The 22,636-nt window shown below is 72.7% G+C and carries 27 protein-coding genes; 9 read left to right on the forward strand and 18 right to left on the reverse strand.

The window, feature by feature from the left end:
* Window positions 1-34: 34 nt before the first annotated feature.
* The 6 genes from AC4H2S_RS13295 to AC4H2S_RS13320 all read right to left on the reverse strand — a co-directional run bounded on the left by AC4H2S_RS13295 (window position 35) and on the right by AC4H2S_RS13320 (window position 5,931).
* Window positions 35-706, reverse strand: coding sequence for a hypothetical protein (locus AC4H2S_RS13295; protein ID WP_491497466.1), 672 nt, complete (start codon window positions 704-706; stop codon window positions 35-37).
* A gap of 42 nt (window positions 707-748) precedes the next feature.
* On the reverse strand, window positions 749-1,537 hold the full coding sequence (locus AC4H2S_RS13300) for an LLM class flavin-dependent oxidoreductase (RefSeq protein ID WP_491497467.1): 789 nt from the start codon (window positions 1,535-1,537) through the stop codon (window positions 749-751).
* Window positions 1,538-1,559: 22 nt separating this feature from the next.
* A complete protein-coding gene (locus AC4H2S_RS13305; RefSeq protein ID WP_491497468.1) occupies window positions 1,560-1,733 on the reverse strand; it encodes a hypothetical protein in 174 nt (57 codons plus the stop codon).
* Between the two features lie 62 nt (window positions 1,734-1,795).
* A complete protein-coding gene (locus tag AC4H2S_RS13310) occupies window positions 1,796-2,818 on the reverse strand; it encodes a GNAT family N-acetyltransferase (protein WP_491497469.1) in 1,023 nt (340 codons plus the stop codon).
* The gene (locus AC4H2S_RS13315; RefSeq protein ID WP_491497470.1) at window positions 2,815-4,494 is read right to left on the reverse strand and encodes an ABC-F family ATP-binding cassette domain-containing protein; all 1,680 of its coding nucleotides are present in this window, start codon (window positions 4,492-4,494) and stop codon (window positions 2,815-2,817) included. Before AC4H2S_RS13315 ends, AC4H2S_RS13310 begins: the two co-directional genes overlap by 4 nt.
* Window positions 4,495-5,505: 1,011 nt before the next feature.
* Complete coding sequence (locus AC4H2S_RS13320; protein WP_491497471.1) at window positions 5,506-5,931, reverse strand: hemerythrin domain-containing protein; 426 nt, start codon at window positions 5,929-5,931, stop codon at window positions 5,506-5,508.
* Between the two features lie 219 nt (window positions 5,932-6,150).
* On the opposite strand from AC4H2S_RS13320, the gene AC4H2S_RS13325 reads away from it, so the two are divergent.
* Both AC4H2S_RS13325 and AC4H2S_RS13330 read left to right on the forward strand, forming a co-directional pair.
* On the forward strand, window positions 6,151-6,951 hold the full coding sequence (locus tag AC4H2S_RS13325) for an endonuclease/exonuclease/phosphatase family protein (RefSeq protein ID WP_491497472.1): 801 nt from the start codon (window positions 6,151-6,153) through the stop codon (window positions 6,949-6,951).
* Between the two features lie 57 nt (window positions 6,952-7,008).
* Window positions 7,009-8,271, forward strand: coding sequence for an Nramp family divalent metal transporter (locus AC4H2S_RS13330; protein ID WP_491497473.1), 1,263 nt, complete (start codon window positions 7,009-7,011; stop codon window positions 8,269-8,271).
* Window positions 8,272-8,276: 5 nt separating this feature from the next.
* Here AC4H2S_RS13330 and AC4H2S_RS13335 read toward each other — a convergent pair whose 3' ends face one another.
* From AC4H2S_RS13335 to mgrA, 3 genes are read right to left on the reverse strand one after another with little or no spacing between them, the layout of a single operon-like run.
* Window positions 8,277-9,011: an N-acetyltransferase gene (locus AC4H2S_RS13335; protein WP_491497474.1), complete on the reverse strand. Its 735-nt coding sequence runs from the start codon at window positions 9,009-9,011 to the stop codon at window positions 8,277-8,279.
* Window positions 9,012-9,056: 45 nt separating this feature from the next.
* Window positions 9,057-10,433, reverse strand: a complete 1,377-nt coding sequence (locus AC4H2S_RS13340) for an FAD-dependent oxidoreductase (protein ID WP_491497475.1) — start codon at window positions 10,431-10,433, stop codon at window positions 9,057-9,059.
* Window positions 10,430-11,482, reverse strand: a complete 1,053-nt coding sequence (gene mgrA / locus AC4H2S_RS13345; RefSeq protein WP_491497476.1) for an L-glyceraldehyde 3-phosphate reductase — start codon at window positions 11,480-11,482, stop codon at window positions 10,430-10,432. The genes AC4H2S_RS13340 and mgrA overlap by 4 nt, the downstream gene beginning before the upstream one ends.
* 99 nt (window positions 11,483-11,581) lie before the next feature.
* Here mgrA and AC4H2S_RS13350 point away from each other — a divergent pair, with 99 nt between their 5' ends.
* The 3 genes from AC4H2S_RS13350 to AC4H2S_RS13360 are packed head-to-tail and all read left to right on the forward strand — an operon-like array spanning window position 11,582 to window position 14,594.
* The gene (locus tag AC4H2S_RS13350; protein WP_491497477.1) at window positions 11,582-12,859 is read left to right on the forward strand and encodes a cytochrome P450; all 1,278 of its coding nucleotides are present in this window, start codon (window positions 11,582-11,584) and stop codon (window positions 12,857-12,859) included.
* Window positions 12,860-12,889: 30 nt separating this feature from the next.
* A complete protein-coding gene (locus tag AC4H2S_RS13355) occupies window positions 12,890-13,627 on the forward strand; it encodes a sortase domain-containing protein (protein WP_491497478.1) in 738 nt (245 codons plus the stop codon).
* Between the two features lie 43 nt (window positions 13,628-13,670).
* Window positions 13,671-14,594 carry an aminoglycoside phosphotransferase family protein gene (locus AC4H2S_RS13360; protein WP_491497479.1) on the forward strand — a complete coding sequence of 308 codons (924 nt, stop codon included), beginning with the start codon at window positions 13,671-13,673 and terminating at the stop codon, window positions 14,592-14,594.
* Here the strand turns inward: AC4H2S_RS13360 and AC4H2S_RS13365 are convergent.
* Window positions 14,591-15,187 (reverse strand): class I SAM-dependent methyltransferase, encoded by a 597-nt coding sequence (locus AC4H2S_RS13365; protein ID WP_491497480.1) that lies wholly within the window; start codon window positions 15,185-15,187, stop codon window positions 14,591-14,593. The two genes, AC4H2S_RS13360 and AC4H2S_RS13365, sit on opposite strands and share 4 nt — an antisense overlap.
* Window positions 15,180-16,016, reverse strand: a complete 837-nt coding sequence (truA, locus tag AC4H2S_RS13370) for a tRNA pseudouridine(38-40) synthase TruA (RefSeq protein ID WP_491497481.1) — start codon at window positions 16,014-16,016, stop codon at window positions 15,180-15,182. The genes AC4H2S_RS13365 and truA overlap by 8 nt, the downstream gene beginning before the upstream one ends.
* A 123-nt stretch (window positions 16,017-16,139) precedes the next feature.
* Here truA and AC4H2S_RS13375 point away from each other — a divergent pair, with 123 nt between their 5' ends.
* The 4 genes from AC4H2S_RS13375 to AC4H2S_RS13390 are packed head-to-tail and all read left to right on the forward strand — an operon-like array spanning window position 16,140 to window position 18,582.
* A complete protein-coding gene (locus AC4H2S_RS13375) occupies window positions 16,140-16,514 on the forward strand; it encodes an ArsR/SmtB family transcription factor (RefSeq protein WP_491497482.1) in 375 nt (124 codons plus the stop codon).
* Window positions 16,511-17,029 (forward strand): SRPBCC domain-containing protein, encoded by a 519-nt coding sequence (locus AC4H2S_RS13380; protein WP_491497483.1) that lies wholly within the window; start codon window positions 16,511-16,513, stop codon window positions 17,027-17,029. The genes AC4H2S_RS13375 and AC4H2S_RS13380 overlap by 4 nt, the downstream gene beginning before the upstream one ends.
* Window positions 17,029-17,595, forward strand: a complete 567-nt coding sequence (locus AC4H2S_RS13385; protein WP_491497484.1) for a maleylpyruvate isomerase family mycothiol-dependent enzyme — start codon at window positions 17,029-17,031, stop codon at window positions 17,593-17,595. The genes AC4H2S_RS13380 and AC4H2S_RS13385 overlap by 1 nt, the downstream gene beginning before the upstream one ends.
* A gap of 30 nt (window positions 17,596-17,625) precedes the next feature.
* The gene (locus AC4H2S_RS13390; protein WP_491497485.1) at window positions 17,626-18,582 is read left to right on the forward strand and encodes a ketopantoate reductase family protein; all 957 of its coding nucleotides are present in this window, start codon (window positions 17,626-17,628) and stop codon (window positions 18,580-18,582) included.
* 72 nt (window positions 18,583-18,654) lie between these two features.
* Here the strand turns inward: AC4H2S_RS13390 and rplQ are convergent, their stop codons facing one another.
* The 7 genes from rplQ to infA form a co-directional block, all read right to left on the reverse strand.
* Entirely contained in the window at window positions 18,655-19,224 is a 570-nt protein-coding gene (gene rplQ, locus AC4H2S_RS13395; RefSeq protein WP_491497486.1) for a 50S ribosomal protein L17, read from the reverse strand.
* Between the two features lie 102 nt (window positions 19,225-19,326).
* Window positions 19,327-20,343, reverse strand: coding sequence for a DNA-directed RNA polymerase subunit alpha (locus AC4H2S_RS13400; protein WP_056599781.1), 1,017 nt, complete (start codon window positions 20,341-20,343; stop codon window positions 19,327-19,329).
* A 122-nt stretch (window positions 20,344-20,465) separates the two neighbouring features.
* On the reverse strand, window positions 20,466-21,074 hold the full coding sequence (gene rpsD, locus AC4H2S_RS13405; protein ID WP_491497487.1) for a 30S ribosomal protein S4: 609 nt from the start codon (window positions 21,072-21,074) through the stop codon (window positions 20,466-20,468).
* Between the two features lie 29 nt (window positions 21,075-21,103).
* Complete coding sequence (gene rpsK / locus AC4H2S_RS13410) at window positions 21,104-21,499, reverse strand: 30S ribosomal protein S11 (RefSeq protein WP_056906616.1); 396 nt, start codon at window positions 21,497-21,499, stop codon at window positions 21,104-21,106.
* An 82-nt stretch (window positions 21,500-21,581) separates the two neighbouring features.
* Window positions 21,582-21,956, reverse strand: a complete 375-nt coding sequence (gene rpsM / locus AC4H2S_RS13415) for a 30S ribosomal protein S13 (protein ID WP_491497488.1) — start codon at window positions 21,954-21,956, stop codon at window positions 21,582-21,584.
* A gap of 260 nt (window positions 21,957-22,216) precedes the next feature.
* Window positions 22,217-22,330 (reverse strand): 50S ribosomal protein L36, encoded by a 114-nt coding sequence (rpmJ, locus tag AC4H2S_RS13420; RefSeq protein WP_004008316.1) that lies wholly within the window; start codon window positions 22,328-22,330, stop codon window positions 22,217-22,219.
* A 64-nt stretch (window positions 22,331-22,394) separates the two neighbouring features.
* Window positions 22,395-22,616 (reverse strand): translation initiation factor IF-1, encoded by a 222-nt coding sequence (gene infA, locus AC4H2S_RS13425; RefSeq protein WP_056599768.1) that lies wholly within the window; start codon window positions 22,614-22,616, stop codon window positions 22,395-22,397.
* Window positions 22,617-22,636: the final 20 nt, after the last annotated feature.

Raw genomic sequence — 22,636 nt, forward strand, 5'->3', positions numbered from 1 at the left:
CGTTGCCTCCCCCCTAGGCGTGAGCGGGTCGGGGTCAGTCGCACGAGCCGCCGGCGGGGTCGCAGGGTCCCCACCCGAGCACCGGCGGGCTCCACCTGCGGCGGCTGGGCGCGGTGTCGCTCCTGCCGCCCTCGGCCAGCCGCACCGCGGTCCGCCAGGCGCCGGACGGCCCGTCGCCGGGCGGGCTCGGCGCCTTGAGGCACCACCACAGGTCGAGAGCCAGGGTGAGGGTGCGGACGCCGGAGCGGACCGGGGTGGTCACCGGCGCGGAGTCCTCGGAGCCGCTGCAGCGCACCCGCCGGCCGGCGCCGGTCCAGCCGCCGCCGACCCGGAAGGCCTGCTCGGCGCGGAGCCGGGTGCGCTTCCCGGGGCCGGGCCGCTTGCGCAGCCGCAGGTCGAAGTGCCCCTCGGGCTCGGCGTCCCCGTCGACGTCGAACCACACCGTGAGGTGGTGGCCGGCGCGGAACCCGCGCGGCACGGTGATCCGCACGTACTGCTCGGAGTCCCAGTACCAGCTCGCGTCGAGCCGCACCCGCGAGATGTCCACCGCCGGCGGCGAGGTGCTGCCGTCCGTGACGGTGACCGACTCGGGCAGGGGCGCCGGGGCGGGCGCAGGGACGGTGGCCGCGGGCAGGGCGGTGGCCGCGAGCACCAGCGCCAGGACCGGGACGGTCAGCAGGCGGAGCGAGCGGCGGCGAGCCGGCATCCTCGGACGCTAGCACCGCTCGGCGATCAGGGGCACCCCTCGCTAGCGGGGTCCGGCCCGCACCACGCGGCGTACCTCGTCGAGGTCGAGGCGGTAGGGACCGACCCGGGTGAGCACCCACGACGCGCCGCGGTCCAGCCACGGAGCGGGGTCCTGGTCGGTGCGGAGGTCGACGACCAGGTCGAAGCCCGGCGCCGGGTCGTGCCCCGCCAGGTCGCCCGCGACGGTGTCGAGGTCGCCCGGGTCGTCGAGGCCGATGACGAAGAAGCCGTCGTACGACGCCGCCCGCCGCAGCGGGGCCCGGTTGCCGAAGCGACCGGCCAGCCAGATCGGCACCCGCGGCGCCGGCCGGAACCGGGCCCGGCGCGCGCTGTAGTGCTCCCCCACGTGGTCGACGGGCTCCCCGGCGAGCAGACCGGTCAGGACGCCGAGGCCCTCGTCGAGCATCCGGCCGCGCACCCTGGGGTCGGGCTCGTCGCCGAAGTCGCTGAACTCCCCCACCCAGTCGTCCCCCAGTCCCAGGCCGAGCACGAGGCGCTCGCCCGAGAGGACCGACAGGCTCGCCGCCTGGCGCGCGAGCACCTGCGGACGGCGGCGGGGCAGCGGCGTCACCATGGGCCCGAGCAGCAGCCGCTCGGTGCGCAGGGCGATCGCGGCGCAGCACGTCCACGGATCGGCGATCGCGGCCACCCGGTCGCCGTACTGCAGGTGGTCCCAGACGAAGAACCCGTCCCAGCCCGCCGCCTCGGCGTCGGCGGCGAGGTCGCCGACCACCCGCGGGTCGGCCAGGGCGTCGAAGGGCGCGACGAAGAGGCCGCGGCGCGTGGTCATCCGGTCAGGGAAGCACGGGACGTCAGGCGCCGGCCCCCTCGGAGCCCTCGGCGTCCTCGGGGGAGTCCGGGGTGGGATCCTCCTCCGCGTCCTCCTCGGGCTCGAAGGTGTTGGGCTCGTCGGTCATGCCGATCTCGGCACCGACGGGCTCCTCGCCCTCGGGCCGCCCGGTTCCTGCGTCGCTGGAGTCGCTCATGCGTAGGCCTCCTTGCCTCTGCATCCCCGTACCCGCCGCGCGCGGGACCGATGCGGTGGGCGTCAGGCCAGCTTCTTCTGGAAGTCGCCCAGTCGTGCGACCGGCCGGAAGCCGAGGGCCTCGTTGACCTCGATCATGTGCCGGTTGACCTCGGCGTTGTAGGTGGTGAGCCGGACGATGTCGGGGCGCTCGCGCTGGAGGAGGCGCAGGTTGGCCACCTTCACCGCGACGCCGAGGCGGTGGCCGCGGTGCTCCCTGCGCACGAGGGTGCCCCACTGGTAGGCCCGGCCGGGCTCGTGGACCGTCGTGGCCAGGTCGGTGTAGGCGACCACCTCCCCCGCCTCGGACAGCGCGACGGTGTTGTGCTTCGTGCGCCCCTGCCGCTCGACCGTGGCCTCCCGCTCGCGGACCGCCTCGGTGCTGACCGCCTCCGGCTCGAGCTCGAGGTCGCCGGTGGGGGCCTCGGTCGCCAGCGTCGACGTGATCTCCGCCCAGCCCCGCAGGAGGTCGTCGGGCACCGGGCCGGTCCACGACCGCAGGGTGTACGACGCGTGGGCGCGGGCGGCGTCGTCCGCGAGCCCGGCGAGCAGGTCGTCGGCGACCGGGAGCCGCAGCTCGCGCTGCACCTCGGTGAGGGCGAGGTCGTAGCCGCGCGCCCGCGCGAAGGCCGGGCCGGGCCGGCCGTCACCGTCCGGACCGGCGTCGTGGCGCCACGAGGCCAGCGCGGTGAGCACGCGCCGCCGCCGGGCGCGGGCCTCGTCCTCGAGCCGGGCGAGGAGGGCCGACCCGACCCCCCGGCGCCGGTGGGTGGGCAGCACGTGGACGTCGAGCTCGGCCAGCTCGTGGTTGTCGAGCAGCGGGGTGCGCATCCACCCCGCACCCACCACCCGCCCGTCCACGAGCGCCGACCAGGCGCCCGACCAGCTGTGGCGGCCGCCGTCCTGCATCGCCGCCCGCAGCTCCTCCAACCGCCACGGCGTCGCCACGTCGCCCAGCTCGTGCCGTGCCGAGGTGTCGTAGACGTGGTGCCAGGCAGCGAAGGCGGCGCCGTCGGACGGGTCGACGGCAACGATGTCGGGCGTCATCGCGAGCGGGCCACGCGACCCTCGTCCCAGACGGGTCCGTCCGACTCGTAGACCTCGCCGTCGGCGCCGTAGACGAGGAAACGGTCGAAGCCGCGCGCGAACCAGCGGTCGTGCGTCACCGCCAGCACCGTGCCGTCGAACGCCTCGAGCCCGGCCTCGAGGGCCTCGGCCGACTGGACGTCGAGGTTGTCGGTGGGCTCGTCGAGCAGCAGCAGGGTGGCACCCGACAGCTCGAGGAGCAGGATCTGGAAGCGCGCCTGCTGCCCGCCGCTGAGCGACTCGAACCGCTGCTCGCCGGCGTGCGCGAGCTCGTAGCGGTCGAGCACCCGGCTCGCGGCCTCGCGCCCCATCCCGTCGCGGTGGTCGTCGCCGCGGTGCAGGACCTCCAGCAGCGTGCGCCCGACCAGCTCGGGGTGCTCGTGGGTCTGCACGAACCAGCCCGGCCGCACCCGCGCGCCCAGCTTGGCGCTGCCGGTGTGCTCGACCGGCGCCGGAGGCACGCCGACCGGCTGGTGCTCGATGTCGGGGTCGCTGCCGCCGGCGGCGAGGAGGCGCAGGAAGTGCGACTTGCCGGACCCGTTGGAGCCCAGCACGGCCACCCGCTCGCCGTACCAGACCTCGAGGTCGAAGGGCTTCATCAGGTTGGTCAGCTCGAGGCCAGTGCACACCACCGCGCGCTTGCCCGTGCGCCCGCCCTTGAGGCGCATCTTCACCTGCTGCTCGCGCGGCTGCTCGGTGGGCGGTCCGGCGTCCTCGAACTTCTTGAGCCGGGTCTGGGCCGCCTGGTAGCGGCTGGCCATGTCGGAGTTGTAGGCCGCCTTCTGCTTGTACATCAGCATCTGCGCGCGCAGCTTGGCGTACTCCTCGTCCCAGCGGCGGCGCAGCTCCTCGAACCGCTCGAAGCGCTCCTCGCGGGCCTGGTGGTAGGTGGCGAACCCGCCCGGGTGCGTCCACACCAGGTTGCCCGCGCTGCCGAGCTCGACGGTGACGATGCGCGTCGCGGTGTTGGCGAGCAGCTCGCGGTCGTGGCTGATGAACAGGATGGTCTTGGGCGACTCGCGGATCCGCTCCTCGAGCCAGATCTTGCCGGGCACGTCGAGGTAGTTGTCCGGCTCGTCGAGCAGCAGCACCTGGTCGGGCCCCTGCAGGAGGTACTCCAGCACCAGCCGCTTCTGCTCACCGCCCGACAGCGTGGTGAGGGCGCGGTACTTCGCGCGGTCGTAGGGCATCCCCATCGCCGCTGTCGTGACCTTGTCCCACACCACCTCGAGGTCGTAGCCACCGACGTCGCCGTAGTGGCCCAGCGCCTCGGCGTACGCCATCTGCACCGGCTCGCTGTCGTCGTCCATCAGCCGGAGCTCCTGCGCCGCGACCTCCTGCGACCACCGGCGTACGTCTGCCGGGGCCACCGAGAGCAGGAGGTCGGCGACGGTCTCGTCGGCACCCCCGTGACCGACGAACTGGCGCATCACCCCCAGGCCGCCCGACCGCGTCACGACACCGGCGTGCGGCTTGAGGTCACCGGTGACGATGCGCAGCAGCGTCGTCTTGCCGGCGCCGTTGGCACCGACCAGCGCGACCTTCTGCCCGTCGCCGACGCGGAAGCTGACGTCGTCGAGCAGCACCCGCCCGTCCGGCAGCTCGTAGCGCACTCCGGCGACATCCACGTGACCCACGGGAGGATTGTCGCAAGCGACCCGCCGCGGCGTCGCATGGATATCGGCGAGGCGCCCCGGCGGCGCTGGCAGGCGATCGGGACCGCGGCTCTGCGCCCCTCGCCGCGTTCGCGCTGACCGGGGGTCCTCGAGCGGGCACGTCTACGCTCAACCACCCGGATCCGGGTGTCCCAGCGGGGACGAGACGGTCCTAGTGGCCCTGCTCGGCCACCGCCGCCGCCGCGACCCCAGCGGCACAACCGCGCTGACTCCACCACCCGATCCGCCGAGCGTCCCGCTGCCCCGCCGACCATGACGACCTGACCACGGGGTTCGGCCCGACCGGGCGTCCTCGAGCGGTCACGACCCCGCTCAACCACCCGGATCCGGGTGTCCCAGCGGGGACGGGACTGTCCTAGTGGGGCTGCTCGGGTGGTGGAAGGGCAGCGGCTGGTGTTGCTCGACCACATCAAGCAGTGGTGTGCCTGCTCGCCCCCCAAGGTCACCGCCAGCCCGGTCATCGACCTCAACGCCAGCCTGCACATCGCGGCCTACGAGATCCCTGACCGGATCCGTGAGCGGATCGTCCTGCGGGACCGCACGGGTGTGTTCCCGTGGTGCACCCGCCCCGCCCGGCGCTGCTACATCGACCACGTCGTTGCCTACGACCAGGACGCCGCCGCCGAAGGCCGACCGCAGCGCGCCCGACCCAGAGCGACAACCTCGCCGCGTTGTGCCGGTCCCACCACCGCATCAAGACCCACACCGCCTGGCGCTACGAGACCACCGCGCCCGGCACGTTCGAGTGGACCAGCCCCACGGCCACCGCTACCGCCGCGACCCCACCGGCACCACCCGGACCGACGAGCCGGACCCACCCGGCATCCCGCGCCCGCGCCGACCATGACCCCGCCCCACACCCCGCCACCCACCCGGTAGCGGGGCCACCGGCACGCACGGGGTCCGGATCGCGCCCCCACGAGAGCCGGCCCCATGGTCAGCCCCGCGAGCGCCCAGGCAGGTGCCCGATCCTCACAGGGGGCCGAGGACGGTGCGCACCTCTGCGTGGAGCTCGAGGGTGTCGAGAACCGACAGGAGCCGGCGTTCCTCGTAGCCGAAGTGAGACTCCATGATGGCGGCGACGCCCTCGAGGTGGCGGTCGAGCTCCGATGGGCTGGCACGCCGGTCGACCGCCTGCTGCAGGCCCACCACCAGGTGCGCGATCATCGAGTGGTCCTGCTGGAGGTAGCGCAGCGTCTCGCGCAGGTGCGGGTGGGCGGCGGCGATCGCGGGGAACAGCTCCCGGTCCTCGCCCTCGTGGTGCTGGGTCAGGGCCGTGCAGAATCCGTGGCAGAACAGCAGGAGGTCGCGGGTTGCCGTCTCGGGGGGATCACCCTCGGCAACGGCCTCGCGCGTCACCGCCAGCGCCTCGCGCAGTCGGTCATGGACCCGGCGCATCTCTCGACTCCAGGCCACCAGCCTGGACTTCTCACCCTCAGTCACGGGAGGGCGAAGAGGTGAACGACACGATCGTCACCTTCCTTCGACTCGCACGCCTCCATGCCCGGCACGGTCTGCCGCCAGCACGCGACGCTGTGCTGACCGTACCCACGTCGGCGACGTGCTGCCACCACCGCCGCGCAAAGTCGTGTGCGACGCGACCTGCGCTGCACGAGGATGGCCGTCGTGAGGATCCTGTCCGTGAACGCCTGGGGTGGCGCGATGTGCGATGCCCTGACGGCCTACCTCCCGGAGGCGGACGCCGACGTGGTGGCCCTGCAGGAAGCCACCCTGACCCCCGGCGCGTCGGGATGGACCCGGTTCGAGGACCAGGACCGAACGCTCCCCCAGCGCGCCAACCTCGTCGAGGACGTCGCCGAGGTGCTCCCCGACCATGAGCCGTGGTTCACGGTGTCCGACACCGGCCCGGTGGTCATCGACGGTGGCACTCACCGACAGCACTTCGGCCTCGCCATGTTCACCCGGCGATCGGTGGTCCGCACGGCCAGCCACGAGGCCTTCGTGCACGGCGGCTACACCGACCACGGGGACGCGTGGCCGCACACGGACCGACCGCGCGCGGCGCAGGTGACCCGACTGCGAGCGCCGGACGGACGCGCGGTCGTCGTCGGGCATCTGCACGGACTGCGCGACGCCACGGGCAAGGCCGACACCCCCGCCCGCCGCGCGCAGGCAGAGCGCCTGGCCGAGATCGTCGAGTCGGTGCGTGAGCCCGGCGACCTCGTCGTCGTCTGCGGTGACCTCAACGTCCTGCCGGACAGCGAGACCTTCGCCATCCTGGGTGGCCTCGGACTGACCGATCTGGTGGGTTCCGCGGACACCCGGACATCTCGTTACGCCAAACCGGTGCGTCATGCCGGCTACCTCCTCGTCTCCGACCCCGGAGCGGTGCGCACGTTCGAGATCGTCACGCAGCCCGAGGTGTCGGACCACCGGGTCCTCCTCCTCGACCTGTGACGTCACGCCGTCAGATCGTCGGCCGCACTGGTCCAGACCGCGGTTATGGTGCTGTCCATGGCTGACACCACCTCGACCGGATCGGCGGAGCAGTCGACGGTCCCCCGCTGGAAGATCATCGGTCCGGGGCTCGTCGTCGCGGCGACGGGCGTCGGTGCCGCCGACCTGGTGGCGACGCTCATCGCGGGCCAGAAGTTCGGCTACACCCTGCTGTGGTGCGTCGTCGTGGGATGCGTCATGAAGATTGTCCTGGTCGAGGGCGCGGGGCGCTACTCGCTCGCGACGGGTCGCACGATCTTCGAGGGCTGGCGCACCCTCGGCGCCTGGACGACGTGGTACTTCGCGCCCTACATCGTGATCTGGGGCTTCGTCTACGGCGCCGCCGCCATGGCCGGCACCGGACTGGCCCTCACCGGGCTCCTCGGCGGGCTGACCACGACGTGGTGGGGCATCCTGTCGGGCCTCCTCGGCCTGCTGCTGGTGTGGACGGGCCGCTACAGCGTCTTCGAGAAGGTGCTCGCCGCCCTGGTCGGGATCATGTTCGTGACGATGGTCGGCGCGGCCCTGCTGACGCTGCCCAACCTCGGCGAGCTGCTCACCGGCCTCGCCCCTCGCATCCCCGACGACGGCCTCGTCAACACCCTCGCCCTCGCCGGCGGCGTCGGCGGCACCATCACGCTGGCCGCCTACGGCTACTGGCTGCGCGAGAAGGGCTGGTCCACCCCTCGCTACATGCGGGTGATGCGCATCGACAACGCCGTCGCCTACGTCGTCACCGGCATCTTCGTCCTCGCCACGCTGGTGGTCGGCGCCGAGCTGCTCTACTCCACCAGCGTCGCGATCGAGAGCGGCGATCAGGGCCTCGTCGACCTCGGCGTCGTGCTGCAGGATCGCTACGGCCAGTGGGCCGGCAAGCTCTTCCTCGTCGGCTTCTGGGCCGCCGCGATGTCGTCGCTGGTGGGCGTGTGGAACGGCGTCAGCCTGATGTTCGCCGACTTCATGACCAACGTGACCAAGGGCGATCCGTCCGAGGCCCGCGCGGGCGGCAAGTGGTACCGCGTCTACATCCTCTGGCTGACCTTCCCGCCGATGGCGGCGATGTTCCTCGGCAAGCCGGTCTGGCTGATCCTCGCCTACGGCGTGCTCGGGGCGTTCTTCATGCCGTTCCTGGCGATCACCCTGCTGTGGCTGCTCAACACCGACCGCACGCCGGCCGAGTGGCGCAACAAGCTCCACTCCAACGTGCTGATGGCCCTCTGCGCGCTGGCGTTCATCGCCCTGTGCGTCAACGAGGTCCGCAAGGCCGTCGACGGCGCATGACCCGCTCAGGCGCCCGTCGGGTGCCTGACCCAGACGTTGGGCTCGACGTAGGTCGCCGTGCCGTGCTCGGCGTCGCACATCACCGGGGCCAGCGCGCCCGGGACGACGACCGGGCCGGTGGTGTCGAACGCAAGCCCGGTCCACTCGCGCCACTCCTCGACCGTGCCGGGGATGACCATCGAGCGGGGGGCGACCCGGTCGATGCGACCGCCGGCCCGCACGTGGACGCGCAGCCACGGGTCGACGGGCAGGCCGTCGTCGCGGGTGCGGAACGCGTAGTCGGCCATCGGCTCGTGGACGTCGGTCTTGCCGTTGGGCCGCACCGGGGCGAGCAGCTCGGGGAACCCGAGCCGCCCGGCGTTGTCGCGCAGCGCGGCCACGATCCTGCCGGAGAGCCCGGTGCTCTGCAGGCCCGGCTCGATCGCGATCTCCACCGCGGAGACGGCGTCGGGCTCCTCGCCGCGCAGCCTGGTCAGCAGCCCGCTGCGGATCGCGTGGTCCCAGCCCGCGTCGGGCAGGTGGCCCTCGTCCAGCCGGAACGGCACCGAGTGCGCCTTGGCGACCATCCGCCCGGTGTCGTCGAGGACCACGAGGACGTAGTCGGCGAACTCCTCGAGCGAGTCGTAGTAGGCGTTGCCGATGGGGTCGTGCTTCATGAACTCAGGCCAGGAGGTCTCCATGTCCCAGAAGGTCTCCATGAGCGCGGGGCGCTCGGCGAGGGTGACGAACTCGAGGTGCATGGCGACATCCTCGCCCACCCGGGCGCGAGACCGCGCCCGGGTTGCTCAGAGCCGTTCGGCCACCCGCCGGGCCGCGATCTGCAGCACCTCCCACGTGGTGGCGAACGGCGGCGAGTAGGCCAGGTCCATCCACGCGAGGTCGTCGACCGACCCGCCCGCCCACAGCACGGCAGCCGCGGTGTCGATGCGCTTGCCGGCGCCGTGGCCGCCGACGACCTGCACGCCCAGCAGTCGCCGCGTCGACCGGTCGGCCATCACCCAGATCGCGATCGGCTCGGCCTCCGGCATGTAGCCGGTGGCCGTGGTGCCCTCGGTGACCAGGGCCACCACGTCGTGCCCGGCCGCCTCGGCGTCGGCCCGCGACAGCCCGGTGCGGGCGATCTCGACGTGCACGTCGCCGGCGGAGAAGCGGGTGATCGAGGTGTCGACCATGCCGTCGAAGGTCAGCCCGCCTCCGGCCAGGCTGTCGCCGAGCGCGCGTCCCATCTTGGCGGCGTGGGTGCCGAGCGGGCGGAACACCCACTGGTCGTCGATCCGGCGGCGCACCTCGCAGCAGTCGCCGGCCGCCCACACGTGGTCGGCGACGCGGCCGTGCGGGTCGGGACGCAGCGCCCCGCCCTCCGACAGCTCGATCCCGGTGCCGGCCAGGAAGTCGGTCGCCGGCCGGACGCCGATCGCCACCACCACGAGGTCGGCCTCGCGGCGGCCGCCCCCCCAGCGCACCCCGGTCACCCGGTCGCCGTCCACCTCGAGGCCGGTCACCTCGGCCCCCAGGACGAGCTCGACCCCGGCGGCGACGAGGGCGGTGTCGACCCGGTCGGACATCTCGTCCTCCAGCATCGACATGCCGCGCGTGCGGGTGAGCACGGTGACGCCGAACCCCCGGGCGAGCGCGGCCTCGGCGACCTCCACGCCGACGTAGCCCGCGCCGACGACGACCACGTGCGCACCCGCGTCCGCGGACGCGAAGCGCTCGACCCAGGCGGCCCCGTCGTCGAGGGTCTTCACCACGCCCACCCCGTCGTACGTCGTGCCGTCGGGGCGGAGCGCCCAGTCGGGCACGACGGCAGGGGCGCCGGTGGCCACGACCAGCTCGTCGTAGCCGAGCTCGTCGCCGTCGGCGGTCGTCACGGTCCGGGCCGCCAGGTCCGCCGCGACCACCTCGACGCCGAGCCGCAGGTCGATGCCCGCCTCCCCGTGCTCCGCGGCGGAGCGGGCGACCAGGGCCTGCTGGCTGGCCACGTCGCCCGACATCCAGTACGGGATGCCGCAGGCGCTGTACGAGGTGTGGTGGCCCCGGTCGAGCACCGTGACGGCGAGCCGCTCGCCCCGCCGAGCTGAGGTGCGGAGCGCCTGGTGCGCCGCCGACATCCCGGCCCCGTCGGCGCCCACGACCACGACGCGGCGCTCCTCCCCGCTCACTGCTCGGTCTGCCCGGCCCACAGGTTGACGCCCGAGTCGACGGCGTAGCGGTCGATCTCGGCCAGCTCGGCGTCGGTCAGCGGCGGCCCGTCGAGGGCGTCGAGGTTGGTGTCGAGCTGTTCGACGCTGGAGGCACCGATCACCGCGCTCGTCACGCGCTCGTCGCGCAGCACCCACTGCAGCGCCAGCTGGGCGAGCTCCTGCCCCCGTCCCTCGGCGATGGCATGGAGCGAGCGGACCCTGCCGAGCGTCTCCTCGTCGAGGCCGGCGATGGTGGAGCCGGCCCGGGCGGCACGCGAGTCGTCGGGCACGCCGTCGAGGTAGCGGTCGGTGAGCAGGCCCTGCGCCAGCGCGGTGAACGCGATGCAGCCCATCCCCTGCTCGCCGAGCTCGTCGAGCAGGCTCCGGTCGCCGTCGCGCGGCTGCTCGATCCAGCGGTTGAGCATCGAGTAGGACGGCTGGTGGATCAGCAGCGGCGTGCCGAGCTCACGGGCGATGGTCGCCGCCTCGCGCGTGCGGGCCGCGGAGTAGGAGGAGATGCCGACGTAGAGCGCCCGCCCCGAGCGCACCGCGGCGTCGAGCGCCATCATCGTCTCCTCGACCGGCGTCTCGGGGTCGAAGCGGTGGCTGTAGAAGATGTCGACGTAGTCGAGTCCGAGCCTGTCCAGCGACTGGTCGAGGGAGGCGAGGAGGTACTTCCGCGAGCCACCGCCCTGGCCGTAGGGGCCGGGCCACATGTCGTAGCCGGCCTTGGTGGAGATGATCAGCTCGTCACGGTAGGGCGCGAAGTCGTCGGCGAGGTAGCGGCCGACGTTCTCCTCCGCGCGACCGTAGGGCGGGCCGTAGTTGTTGGCGAGGTCGAAGTGCGTGACGCCGCGGTCGAACGCCCGTCGCAGGATCGCCCGCTGCGTCTCCTCGGGGCGGTCGGTGCCGAAGTTCTGCCACAGCCCCACCGAGAGGGCCGGCAGCTTGAGACCGCTTCGTCCCGTCGCCCGGTAGTGCATCCCGGTCGTGCCGTCGTACCTGTCGGGGGCAGCGTCGTAGGCCATGGCCCCATCCTGCCCGGTGCGGTCCCCCAGGGGGTCCCCGGGACGCGTCGGGGTCATGCCGGATGGCAGTCGAGCGCCAAACAGTGTGGACTGGACCCCATGGACCCCATGGCCCCCTCGTCACCGCCCCGGTCGGCCCCCCGGTTGCGCACCACCGCCCTTCGGTTCGCGCTGTCGTCTGCCCGCCGGGTGCCCGCCCGGGTGCGCTTCCCGCTGGAGCGCCACGGCGTCCACCCGGTCCCCCGGCTCGAGGCCAGCCGGGCGCGCGGCGACGTCGTACGCCTGGCCAGCCTGCTCGGCACCCGCGTCTGGCTCGTCACCGGCTACGACGTCGCGCGGGAGGTGCTGGCCGACTCCGTGACCTTCGCCAACGACGTGCGCGGGCTCATCGGCCGCCAGGACCGCGAGCCCGCCGAGCGGATCGGCGGGCTCGGCATGACCGACTCGCCCGACCACGAGCGCCTGCGGCACGTGCTCACGCCCTACTTCACCCGTCGTCGCCTCGCCGACCTGCAGGGCGACGTCGACCGGGTCGTCGAGGCCGCCCTCGACGACATGGCCGCCCACGGCCCCGAGGTGGACCTGGTCTCCCGCTTCGGCTTCGCGGTGCCCTTCGGCGTCATCTGCGACCTGCTCGGGATGCCGGAGGTGGACCGCGAGTCGTTCCGCCGCAGCGGAGCGGCGCGCTTCGACCTGCGCGACGGCGGCAGCGGGATCTTCGACACCGCCGCCGGCACCCGGCAGTTCCTCATCGACCTGGTGGCCGCCGAGCGCCGCTCGCCCCACGTGCCCGACGGCATCCTCGCGCGGATGGTCGCCGACCACGGCGCCGACTTCGACGACGTCGAGCTGGGCGGGCTGGCCGACGGGGTGTTCCTCGGCGGCTACGAGACCAGCGCGAGCATGCTCTCCCTCGGCACCTGGGTGCTGCTCCAGCACCCTGACGCGTGGGCGGCGCTGCAGCGCGGCGATCGCGCCGAGGTCGACCGCGTCGTGGAGGAGCTGCTCCGCTTCGTGTGCCCGGTGCAGGTCGCGTTCCCGCGGGTGGCCCGCCACGAGGTGCAGGTCGGCGAGCAGGTCGTGCGCGCGGGCGACATCGTCATCGTGTCGCTCACCGGCGCCGGTCGCGACCCGGCCCGGCACGTCGACCCCGCGCGCTTCGACCCCACCACCGCCGCCGCCGGCACCCTCGCCTTCGGCCACGGCGTGCACCGGTGCGTCGGTGCGGAGCTGGCGCGCATCGAGCTGCGCACCGCGCTCGTCGGGCTGGCGAGGCGCTTCCCCGACCTCGCGCTGGCCTGCGACCCCCGCGACCTGCGGTTCAGCGAGCTCGCCATCGTCCACGGGGTGGAGGAGCTGCCGGTCCGCCTCGGGTGAGAGCGACCACCCGCTGCGTACCGTGGACGCGTGCCGGGACGCCGCCTCGCCCTCCTCGCCGCCGCAGTCGTCGCGACGGCCCCGGGGTGCGCCGCCGAGGGTGAGCGCCGCGGCGGCGAGCGACCCACCGAGGCACCCCCACAACGGCCCACGACGAGCGCGCCGGAGCCGGCACCCACCACCGCCCCCACGGGCTCCCCCACGGCCTCCCCCAGCGAGCCCACGGCGGAGCCGGAGGCCGACGACGCGGTGCCCGAGCCGCGGCGCTCCTTCGTCACCATCCCGGCCATCGGCCTGCGCGACTTCCCGGTCGTGCGCTACCGGGGCACCCCCGACGACGGACCCGGCACCGAGCTGCAGAACGCCGGCGAGATGGCCTCGCCGCGCGGGCCGCGCGGCGGCGCCGGGCCCGGCGAGGTCGGCAACTACCTCGTCACCGGCCACCGGCTCACCGGCGCCGCTCCCCTGCGCGACTCGCCGTCGCTCCGCAGGGGCGACCGGATCCTGGTGCGCACCGGCGACACCGTCTTCGTCTACGAGGTGCGCCGCACCCGCTGGACGTCGTTCCGGCAGCCGGCCTCGCTCCGCGCGCAGCGCGCCGAGGTGCCCGGACGGCCGGGCGAGGCGGCCACCCAGGCGATGATCACCCTGTCCACCTGCGCGACGCCCGAGGACCACGCCGCGGGCAACTACTGGGCCGACGAGTTCGACAACCCCGAGCACCGCATCGACAAGATCGGCGTCCTGGTCGCGACCCGACCGGCCTGATATCCGGTTGCCCGGCGTCGCCCGGACGCGGTGAAATCGCGCCATGGTGGCCGAGCTCGAGGACAGGTGGCGCGACCCCGCCTTCCTCGACGCCGCCCACGCCTGGATCCGCGAGCAGCTCGACGCCCCGGTCGTGGGCATCGAGCAGACCCACGTCACCGACTGGTCGACGGTCCTGCGGGTCACCACCCGCCTCGGGCAGGTGTGGTTCAAGGCCAACGACGACACCATGCGGCACGAGGCCGCGGTCACCGGCGTGGTCGCCGCGCGATCCCGGGGCCGGGTCCCGGCCCCGCTCGCGACCGATCCCGGCACGGGCTGGATGCTGCTGGCCGACGCAGGCCCCCGGCTGCGCGAGGTCGTGCCGCGCGAGCGCACCCTCGACCGCTGGCACGACGTGCTCGAGGCCTACGCCCGGGTCCAGCTCGCGTGCGAGGACGAGGTCGACACCCTGCTCGCCCTCGGCCTGCCCGACCGCCGGCTCCACACGCTGCCCGCGGCGTACGCCGACCTGCTCGCCCGGCTCGAGGGTGCCGACCCGCGGCTCCCGGACGCCTCGGAGATCGCCGCGCTGTGCGACCGGCTGGCGGCCTTCGGCATCCGCGAGACCGTGCAGCACGACGACCTCCACGACGGCCAGGTGTTCCTCGGCGCCGGCGTGCACCAGGTGCTCGACTGGGGTGACGCCTGCGTCTCGCACCCGTTCTTCACGCTGTCGGTGACGCTGGAGGGGGTCATCGCGTGGGGCGTCGACGACGAGGCGGACTCCGAGGACCTCGAGCCCCACCTGGCGGCCTACCTCGGTCCCTACGAGGCGGCGTACGACATGGCCGCGGACGACCTACGCGACGCGGCCGCGCTGGCGATGCGCCTGGGCTGGGTGTGCCGCGCGGTCAACGGCGAGCTGCCGCAGGACCCCGACAGCACCCGGACGCGGCTGCGGATGTTCCTCGACGCGACGCCCTAGCCGCGCCGCGTCTCCAGCACCCGGAACCCCTTGCTGCTGGCCAGCCGCTCGGTCGGCCAGCCGCGCTCGGTGAGCCACCGCTGGAGCGAGTCGGCGCCGAGGTTCTTGCCCACCACCATCACCATCCGACCGCCCGGGGCCAGGCGCGGCAGCCAGGTCAGCAGCAGCTCGTGCAGGGCCTCCTTGCCGATGCGGATCGGGGGGTTGGACCAGATCTCGTCGAAGACCTGGTTGCCCGGCACCTGCTCGGGCAGGCAGGCGACGAAGCGGGAGTCGAGGCCGGCGGCCCGCGCGTTGTCGTTGGCCAGCAGCAGGGCCCGCTCGTTGACGTCGACGCCGGTCACGTTGGCCAGCGGCACCGCCCTGGCGATCGCCAGCCCGATGACGCCGTAGCCGCAGCCCAGGTCGAGGAACTGCCCCTGCACCGGCGGCTCGAGTTCCTTGAAGAGCACGGCCGTCGCGTGGTCGAGGTGACCCTTGCTGAACACCCCCGACCCGGTGTCGAAGGTGAGGGTGCGGCCCCACAGCTCGGCGGTGAAGCTCTCCCGCTCGAAGGGGACGCTGGGGTCGGCGGAGAAGTAGTGCTCAGGCATCGATCGCCTCTCGTCGGGCTCGGGCTCGCTCGGCCTGGGCGGCCAGCTCGTCGTCGTCGGGGTAGCCGACCTCCTCCAGCGTGAGGCCGTGGGCGTGCACCACGCGTACGCTCTGGTCGCGGCGGCGCCCGGCCATCACCTCGGCCGGCCAGCCGGTCGGCGTGCGCCCCTCCCCGACCGCGATCAGGCAGCCGACCAGGGCGCGCACCATGTTGTGGCAGAACGCGTCGGCGCGCACGGTGCCGACCACCAGGCCGGCCCGGTCGCGGCACCAGTCGAGGTCGAGCAGCGTGCGCACCGTGGTCGCCCCCTCGCGCTGCTTGCAGAAGGAGGCGAAGTCGTGGAGCCCGACCAGCGGTCGGGAGGCCTCGTTCATCGCGTCGAGGTCGAGGCGCCGGCCCCACTCCAGGACGTGGCCGCGCACCAGCGGATCAGCGAGCTCCCGTGCGTCGGCGATGCGGTAGGCGTAGCGGCGCCAGATCGCGGAGAACCGCGCGTCGAAGCCGGCGGGCGCCTCGCTGATCCGGCGCACGCGCAGGTCGGGCGGCAGGATGCCGTCGACGCGGCGGGCGAGGGCGGCCGGCGGCGGGTCGCTCGAGCGTCCTGCCGAGGCGGCCAGCACGCCGGGGTCGACGTCGACGTGCGCCACCTGCCCGCGCGCGTGCACACCCGCATCGGTGCGCCCGGCCACCGTCACCCGCACCTGCGGCACCCGCAGCGCCGTGGCGAGGGCGGCCTCGAGGGTGCCCTGGACCGTACGTCGCCCGGGCTGGGCCGCCCAGCCGGAGAACTCCGCCCCGTCGTAGGCACAGTCGATCCGCAGGCGCACGGGAGCGATCCTAGGCGCCGCCCTCCGGCCGGCTGGCGCGGCCACCTTTGTTCAACCACCTGGTTGACAAGCCCGGCCGCGCGCCGTACGTTCTATTCAACCAATCAGTTGAGGAAGGTGCTCGTGACCGACCAGCTCTCCCGGGTCTTCGCCGCGCTGGCCGACCCGACCCGCCGTGACATGGTGGCCCGCCTCACCGAGGGCGACCACACCGTCAACGACCTGGCCGCGCCCTACGACGTGAGCCTGCAGGCCGTCTCCAAGCACGTGAAGGTGCTCGAGGACGCCGGCCTGGTGACGCGGACCCGGGAGGCGCAGCGACGTCCCGTGCACCTGGAAGCCGAGGTGTTCGACCTCATGACGAAGTGGATCGAGCGCTACCGACGCCGGGCCGAGGAGCGCTTCTCGCGCCTCGACGCCGTGCTCGCCCGCATGCAGGACGACGACGGCTCCGCACCCGGCACCACCGCCACCCCGCAGGAAGGAACCGCATCATGACCAGCACGCAGACCGACGCCTCCACCCGCTACCCCGAGGCCGCCATCGAGCCCGACAGCGAGGTGCCCGCCATCCACGTCTGGCGCGACTTCGACGCCACCCCCGCCCAGCTGTTCCGCGCGCACACCGACCCCGTCCTCTACGCGCAGTGGATCGGCCCCGACGGCGTCGGTGCCGACATCACCCACTGGGACGCCCGCGACGGCGGCGGCTGGAGCTACACCGCGCGCGGCAGCGACGGCCGCGAGGAGTTCGAGACCTCGTTCCGCGGGTGCTTCCACACCGTGCGCGAGGACCGGATCGTGCAGACGTTCACCTGGGACGGGATGCCCGACGAGGTCTCCCTCGAGACGGTGACCTTCGAGGACCTCGGCGACGGACGCACCCGGCTGCACGCGCTCAGCCTGTGCGACTCCTTCGAGGCCCGCGACGGCTGGCTGCGCAGCGGCATGGAGGTCGGCGTCAACGACGGCTACGCCGCCATCGACCGGATGCTCGCCGAGGGCGCGCTCTGATGGCACTCCCCGACGCCCCGGGTGGGCGCCACGCCGCGGTCGCCGACGGCTTCGGCCGGCTGGTGGCGCAGACCTCCGACTGGTCCGCGCCCGCGCCCGTGGACGGCTGGACCGCCCGCGACGTCGTGGGCCACCTCGTGGAGTGGTTCCCCCACTTCCTGGCCGGCGGCGGCGTCGAGCTGCCCGCCGGCCCCTCGGTCGCCGACGACCCGGTCGCCGCGTGGCAGCACCACGCCGCGGCCGTCCAGTCGCTGCTCGACGAGCATGGCGACGAGCCCTTCGCCCACCCCCGGGCCGGCAGCCACCGGCTCGCCGACGCGACCGACCAGTTCTACACCGCCGACGTCTTCATGCACTCGTGGGACCTCGCCCGCGCGAGCGGCCAGGAGGCCCGGCTCGACGAGGACTTCGCCGCGCGCCTGCTGGCGGGGATGCGGCCGATCGAGCAGCTCCTGCGCGACTCCGGCCAGTACGGTCCCGCAGTCCCGGTGGCCGACGACGCACCCGTCGTCGACCAGCTGATGGGCTTCGTCGGTCGCGATCCCGGGTGGCGGTCCCCCCGCTGACGCCGTGACGGGCCTCCGTAGGGTCGTGGCATGCGATACGTGGTGTACGGCGCGGGCGCCGTCGGCGGGGTCGTCGGGGCCTACCTCCACCTGGCCGGGCGTGACGTCACATTGGTGGCCCGGGGAGAGCACCTGGCGGCGATCCGACGCGACGGGCTCGTCCTGGACGCCGGAGACGGCCGCCATCGCGTCGACGCCCCGGCCACCGACACGGCCGCCGACGTCGTGTGGACCGACGACACGGTCGTGCTGCTGGCGGTGAAGTCGCACCAGGCCGCGACCGCGCTCGCCGACCTGCGCGCCCACGCACCCGAGGACGTCCCGGTCGTCTGCGCGACCAACGGCGTCGCGACCGAGACCGCCGCCCTGCGACTGTTCGCCCGGACGTACGCGATCTGCGTGATGCTGCCCGCCACCCACCTCGAGCCCGGCGTCGTGGTCGCGTCGTGCCACCCGACCCCGGCGATCCTCGACATCGGCCGCTTCCCCGGCGGCACCGACGCCACGACGGCCGGCGTGGCCGCCGACCTCCGCGCCGCCCGGATCGACTCGGCGGAGCGCGACGACATCATGGCCAGGAAGCGCCGCAAGCTGGTGATGAACCTCGGCAACGGCGTCGACGCGTCGTTCGCCGAGGGCGAGGTGGCCGACGAGCTCGCCGAGCGGGCACAGGCGGAGGGCGAGCGCGTCCTCGAGGCGGCCGGGCTCACCGTCACCCCCGCCGAGGAGGACCGGGAGCGGCGCGGGACGATCCTGCAGCGCCGGCCCGACATCGAGCGCCGCGGCGGGTCCACCTGGCAGAGCCTCGCGCGCGGCACCGGGGACTCGGAGATCGACTACCTCGCCGGCGAGATCGTGCTCCAGGGACGACTCATCGGCCTGCCGACCCCCGTCAACGAGTCGGTCGTCGCGGCGACGCGGCACCTGGTCGCCACCGGCGGCCCCCCGCGCAGCCTCGACGCCGCCGAGGTCCTCGCCCGCCTCTGACTCCCCCGACCCGGAGAACGCGCGAGGCCCGCCACCCCGGTGGGGTGGCGGGCCTCGCGGTGGAGCGGTGGATCAGGCCTTGGCGTCGTCGGCCGGGGCCTCGACCTCGGCACCGTCGCCCTGGGCCTGCGCCTCGGCGGTCTCGGTGTCGGCAGCCTCGGTCTCCACGACCTCGGTCTGGCCGTCGACGTCCTCGGCCTTGACCTCGGCAGGAGCGGCGTCGGCGGCGGGCGCCGGCGCGGCAGCAGCCTCGGTCTTCTTGGTCGAGGGAGCCTTGGGGCTGTAGGCCTCGGTCACCAGCTCGATGACCGCCATGGGGGCGTTGTCGCCCTTGCGGGGGCCGATCTTGGTGATCCGGGTGTAGCCACCGGGACGCTCGGCGAAGGTCGGCGCGATCTCGGTGAACAGGGTGTGCACGACCGACTTGTCGCGGACGGTCTTGAGGACCTCACGCCGGTTGTGCAGGTCGCCCCGCTTGGCCTTGGTGATCAGCTTCTCCGCGACCGGGCGCAGCAGGCGCGCGCGGGTCTCGGTGGTGGTGATCCGGCCGTGCTCGAACAGGGCGGTCGCCAGGTTGGAGAGCATGAGGCGCTGGTGGGCCGGGCTGCCGCCGAGGCGGGGACCCTTCTTGGGCTTGGGCATGTGGTGCCTTCCTTCTCTCGGGCCGTGTCAGGTACCCGGGTAGACGACCGGCGCACGCCGGTCGGTTTGGTGGGGTGGCCCCGGGAGCCCCGGGGCCGCAGGTCAGAGCTGCTCGTCCTCGATGAACGCGTCGTCGTCGTCGTCGCCGTAGGCGGCGAGGGCGGCGTGCGGGTCGAAGCCGGGCGCGCTGTCCTTGAGCGAGAGACCCATCTCGACGAGCTTGGCCTTCACCTCGTCGATCGACTTCGCGCCGAAGTTGCGGATGTCGAGCAGGTCCTGCTCCGAGCGGGAGATGAGCTCACCCACGGTGTGGATGCCCTCGCGCTTGAGGCAGTTGTAGCTGCGGACCGTGAGCTGCAGGTCCTCGACCGGCAGGGCCAGGTCGGCGGCGAGCTGCTCGTCGACGGGCGACGGGCCGATGTCGATGCCCTCGGCCTCGACGTTGAGCTCGCGGGCCAGGCCGAAGAGCTCCACCAGCGTCTTGCCGGCCGAGGCGATCGCGTCGCGGGGACGGATCGACGGCTTGGTCTCGACGTCGATGACGAGCTTGTCGAAGTCGGTGCGCTGCTCGACACGGGTGGCCTCGACCTTGTAGGTCACCTTGAGGACCGGGCTGTAGATCGAGTCGACCGGCATGCGGCCGATCTCGTTGTCGGCGCCCTTGTTCTGCACGGCGGAGACGTAGCCGCGCCCGCGCTCGACCACGAGCTCCATCTCCAGCTTGCCCTTGTCGGACAGCGTGGCGATCTTGAGCTCGGGGTTGTGCACCTCCACACCGGCGGGCGGGGTGATGTCGGCGGCGGTGACGTCACCGGCACCGGACTTGCGCAGGTACATCACGACCGGCTCGTCGTGCTCGGAGGAGACGACGATGCCCTTGAGGTTGAGGATGATCTCGGTCATGTCCTCGGTGACGCCCTCGATCGTCGAGAACTCGTGGAGGACGGAGTCGACCTTGATGCTGGTGACCGAGGCACCCGGGATGGAGCTGAGGAGCGTACGACGAAGCGAGTTGCCAAGGGTGTAGCCGAAGCCGGGCTCGAGGGGCTCGATGACGAAACGCGAGCGGAACTCGTCGACGGTCTCTTCCGTGAGGGTCGGGCGCTGAGCAATAAGCACGGAGTTTTTCCTTTCCGGATCCACCCACTATTTGACGGATCCGAACCTGATGAGGTTGGCGGAGAAGAAGGAATGGGACGAGCTGCGCCGGCGGCCGCCCGGAGGCGGCCACCGGCGGTGGATCACTTCTTGGAGTAGAACTCCACGATCAGCTGCTCCTGGACCGGAACGTCGATCTGCGCGCGGACCGGGACCTGGTGCACGAGGATGCGCATCCGCGACGGGATGACCTCCATCCAGGCGGGGACGACGCGCTCGCCGTGGGTCTCGCGGGCGACGATCAGCGGGGTCAGCTCGAGCGACTTCTCGCGCACGTCGATGATGTCGTGGTCGGTGACCTGGAAGGACGGGATGTCGACCTTCTTGCCGTTGACCAGGAAGTGGCCGTGCACGACGAGCTGGCGGGCCTGGCGGCGCGTCCGGGCGAAGCCGGCGCGGTAGACCACGTTGTCGAGGCGGCACTCGAGGAGCTGCAGGAGGTTGTCGCCGGTCTTGCCCTGGCGACGGCTGGCCTCCTTGTAGTAGCGGACGAACTGCTTCTCCATCACGCCGTAGGTGAAGCGAGCCTTCTGCTTCTCACGCAGCTGCAGGAGGTACTCGGACTCCTTGATGCGACCGCGGCCGTGCTGGCCGGGGGCGTAGGGACGCTTCTCGAAGGCAGCGTCGCCGCCGACGAGGTCGACACCGAGACGGCGCGACTTGCGGGTCATGGGACCGGTGTAGCGGGCCATGTGTCAGTCTCTCTTTCTCAGTCTCGGGCTCAGACGCGGCGGCGCTTGGGCGGCCGGCATCCGTTGTGCGGGGTGGGCGTGACGTCCTGGATGGTGCCGACCTCGAGGCCGATGGCACCCAGCGACCGGATGGCGGTCTCACGACCCGAGCCCGGGCCCTTGACGAAGACGTCGATCTTCTTCATGCCGTGGTCCATGGCGCGACGGCCCGCGGCCTCGGCAGCCATCTGGGCGGCGAAGGGGGTCGACTTGCGCGAGCCCTTGAAGCCGACGGTGCCGGCAGAGGCCCACGAGATCACCGCACCGGTCGGGTCGGTGATCGTGACGATGGTGTTGTTGAACGTGCTCTTGATGTGGGCTTCGCCCTGAGCGACGTTCTTCTTCTCCTTGCGGCGGACCTTGGTCGCGCGGCTCTTGGGAGGCATTCACTAACTCCTGATGAGGTCTGGTCTTGAAGCTTGCGTGGGGACTGAAGTGATCAGCGCTGCGCCCGGTGAGGGGAGCAGATCACTTCGCCTTCTTCTTGCCGGCGACGGTGCGCTTGGGGCCCTTGCGGGTGCGCGCGTTGGTCTTGGTGCGCTGACCGCGGACCGGGAGGCCCATGCGGTGGCGGCGACCCTGGTAGCTGCCGATCTCGATCTTGCGGCGGATGTCCGCCTGGACCTCACGGCGGAGGTCACCCTCGATCTTGAAGTTGGCTTCGATCTCATCGCGAAGCTTGACCAGCTCCTCGTCACCGAGCGTGTGGACCCGGGCGTTCGGGTCGACGCCGGTGGCGGCCAGGATCTGCTGGGCGCGGGTACGGCCGATGCCGTAGATGTAGGTGAGCGCGATCTCGATGCGCTTGTCGCGCGGGAGGTCGACACCAACGAGGCGTGCCATGTGGCGGTTCCTTGTCTGTTCTCGCAGTGGTTTCTGGTCGTGTCGCGTCCCATCCCGCCTCGGGTGGGCTCCGGCCAGTGCTCCGGAGGTGACTTCAGTCGGGTGGTGCCCGACCTAGCGATCACGTTGTGTGGTGTTTCAGTTGTCAGGTGCTGCGGTCGATCTGCTGGGGTTTCGGGTTCAGGCCCGCTTGCCGCAAGCGGCTGCGCGGCTCGCGCTGCTCGTCCCGCTCCGGCTCCGCCGGATCGGGGCGAGGTCGCTCACCCCTGGCGCTGCTTGTGACGCGGGTTCTCGCAGATGACCATGACCCGGCCGTGACGGCGGATGACCTTGCACTTGTCACAGATGGGCTTGACGCTCGGGTTGACCTTCATGTCAACGAATCCTTGCTACTCGGCTGGCACCTGCGCAGATCGGTGGTCTCGCAGGCTCGATCACTTACTTGTAGCGGTAGACGATCCGACCCCGGGTGAGGTCGTAGGGCGAGAGCTCCACCACGACCCGGTCCTCGGGGAGGATCCGGATGTAGTGCTGGCGCATCTTGCCGCTGATGTGGGCGAGCACCTTGTGCCCGTTGGCCAGCTCCACGCGGAACATGGCATTGGGAAGGGCCTCCACGACGGTGCCCTCGATCTCGATCACGCCTTCTTTCTTCGGCATGTCCTCCACAATCTGTTGTC

Source organism: Nocardioides sp. Z13_37, assembly GCF_058355585.1.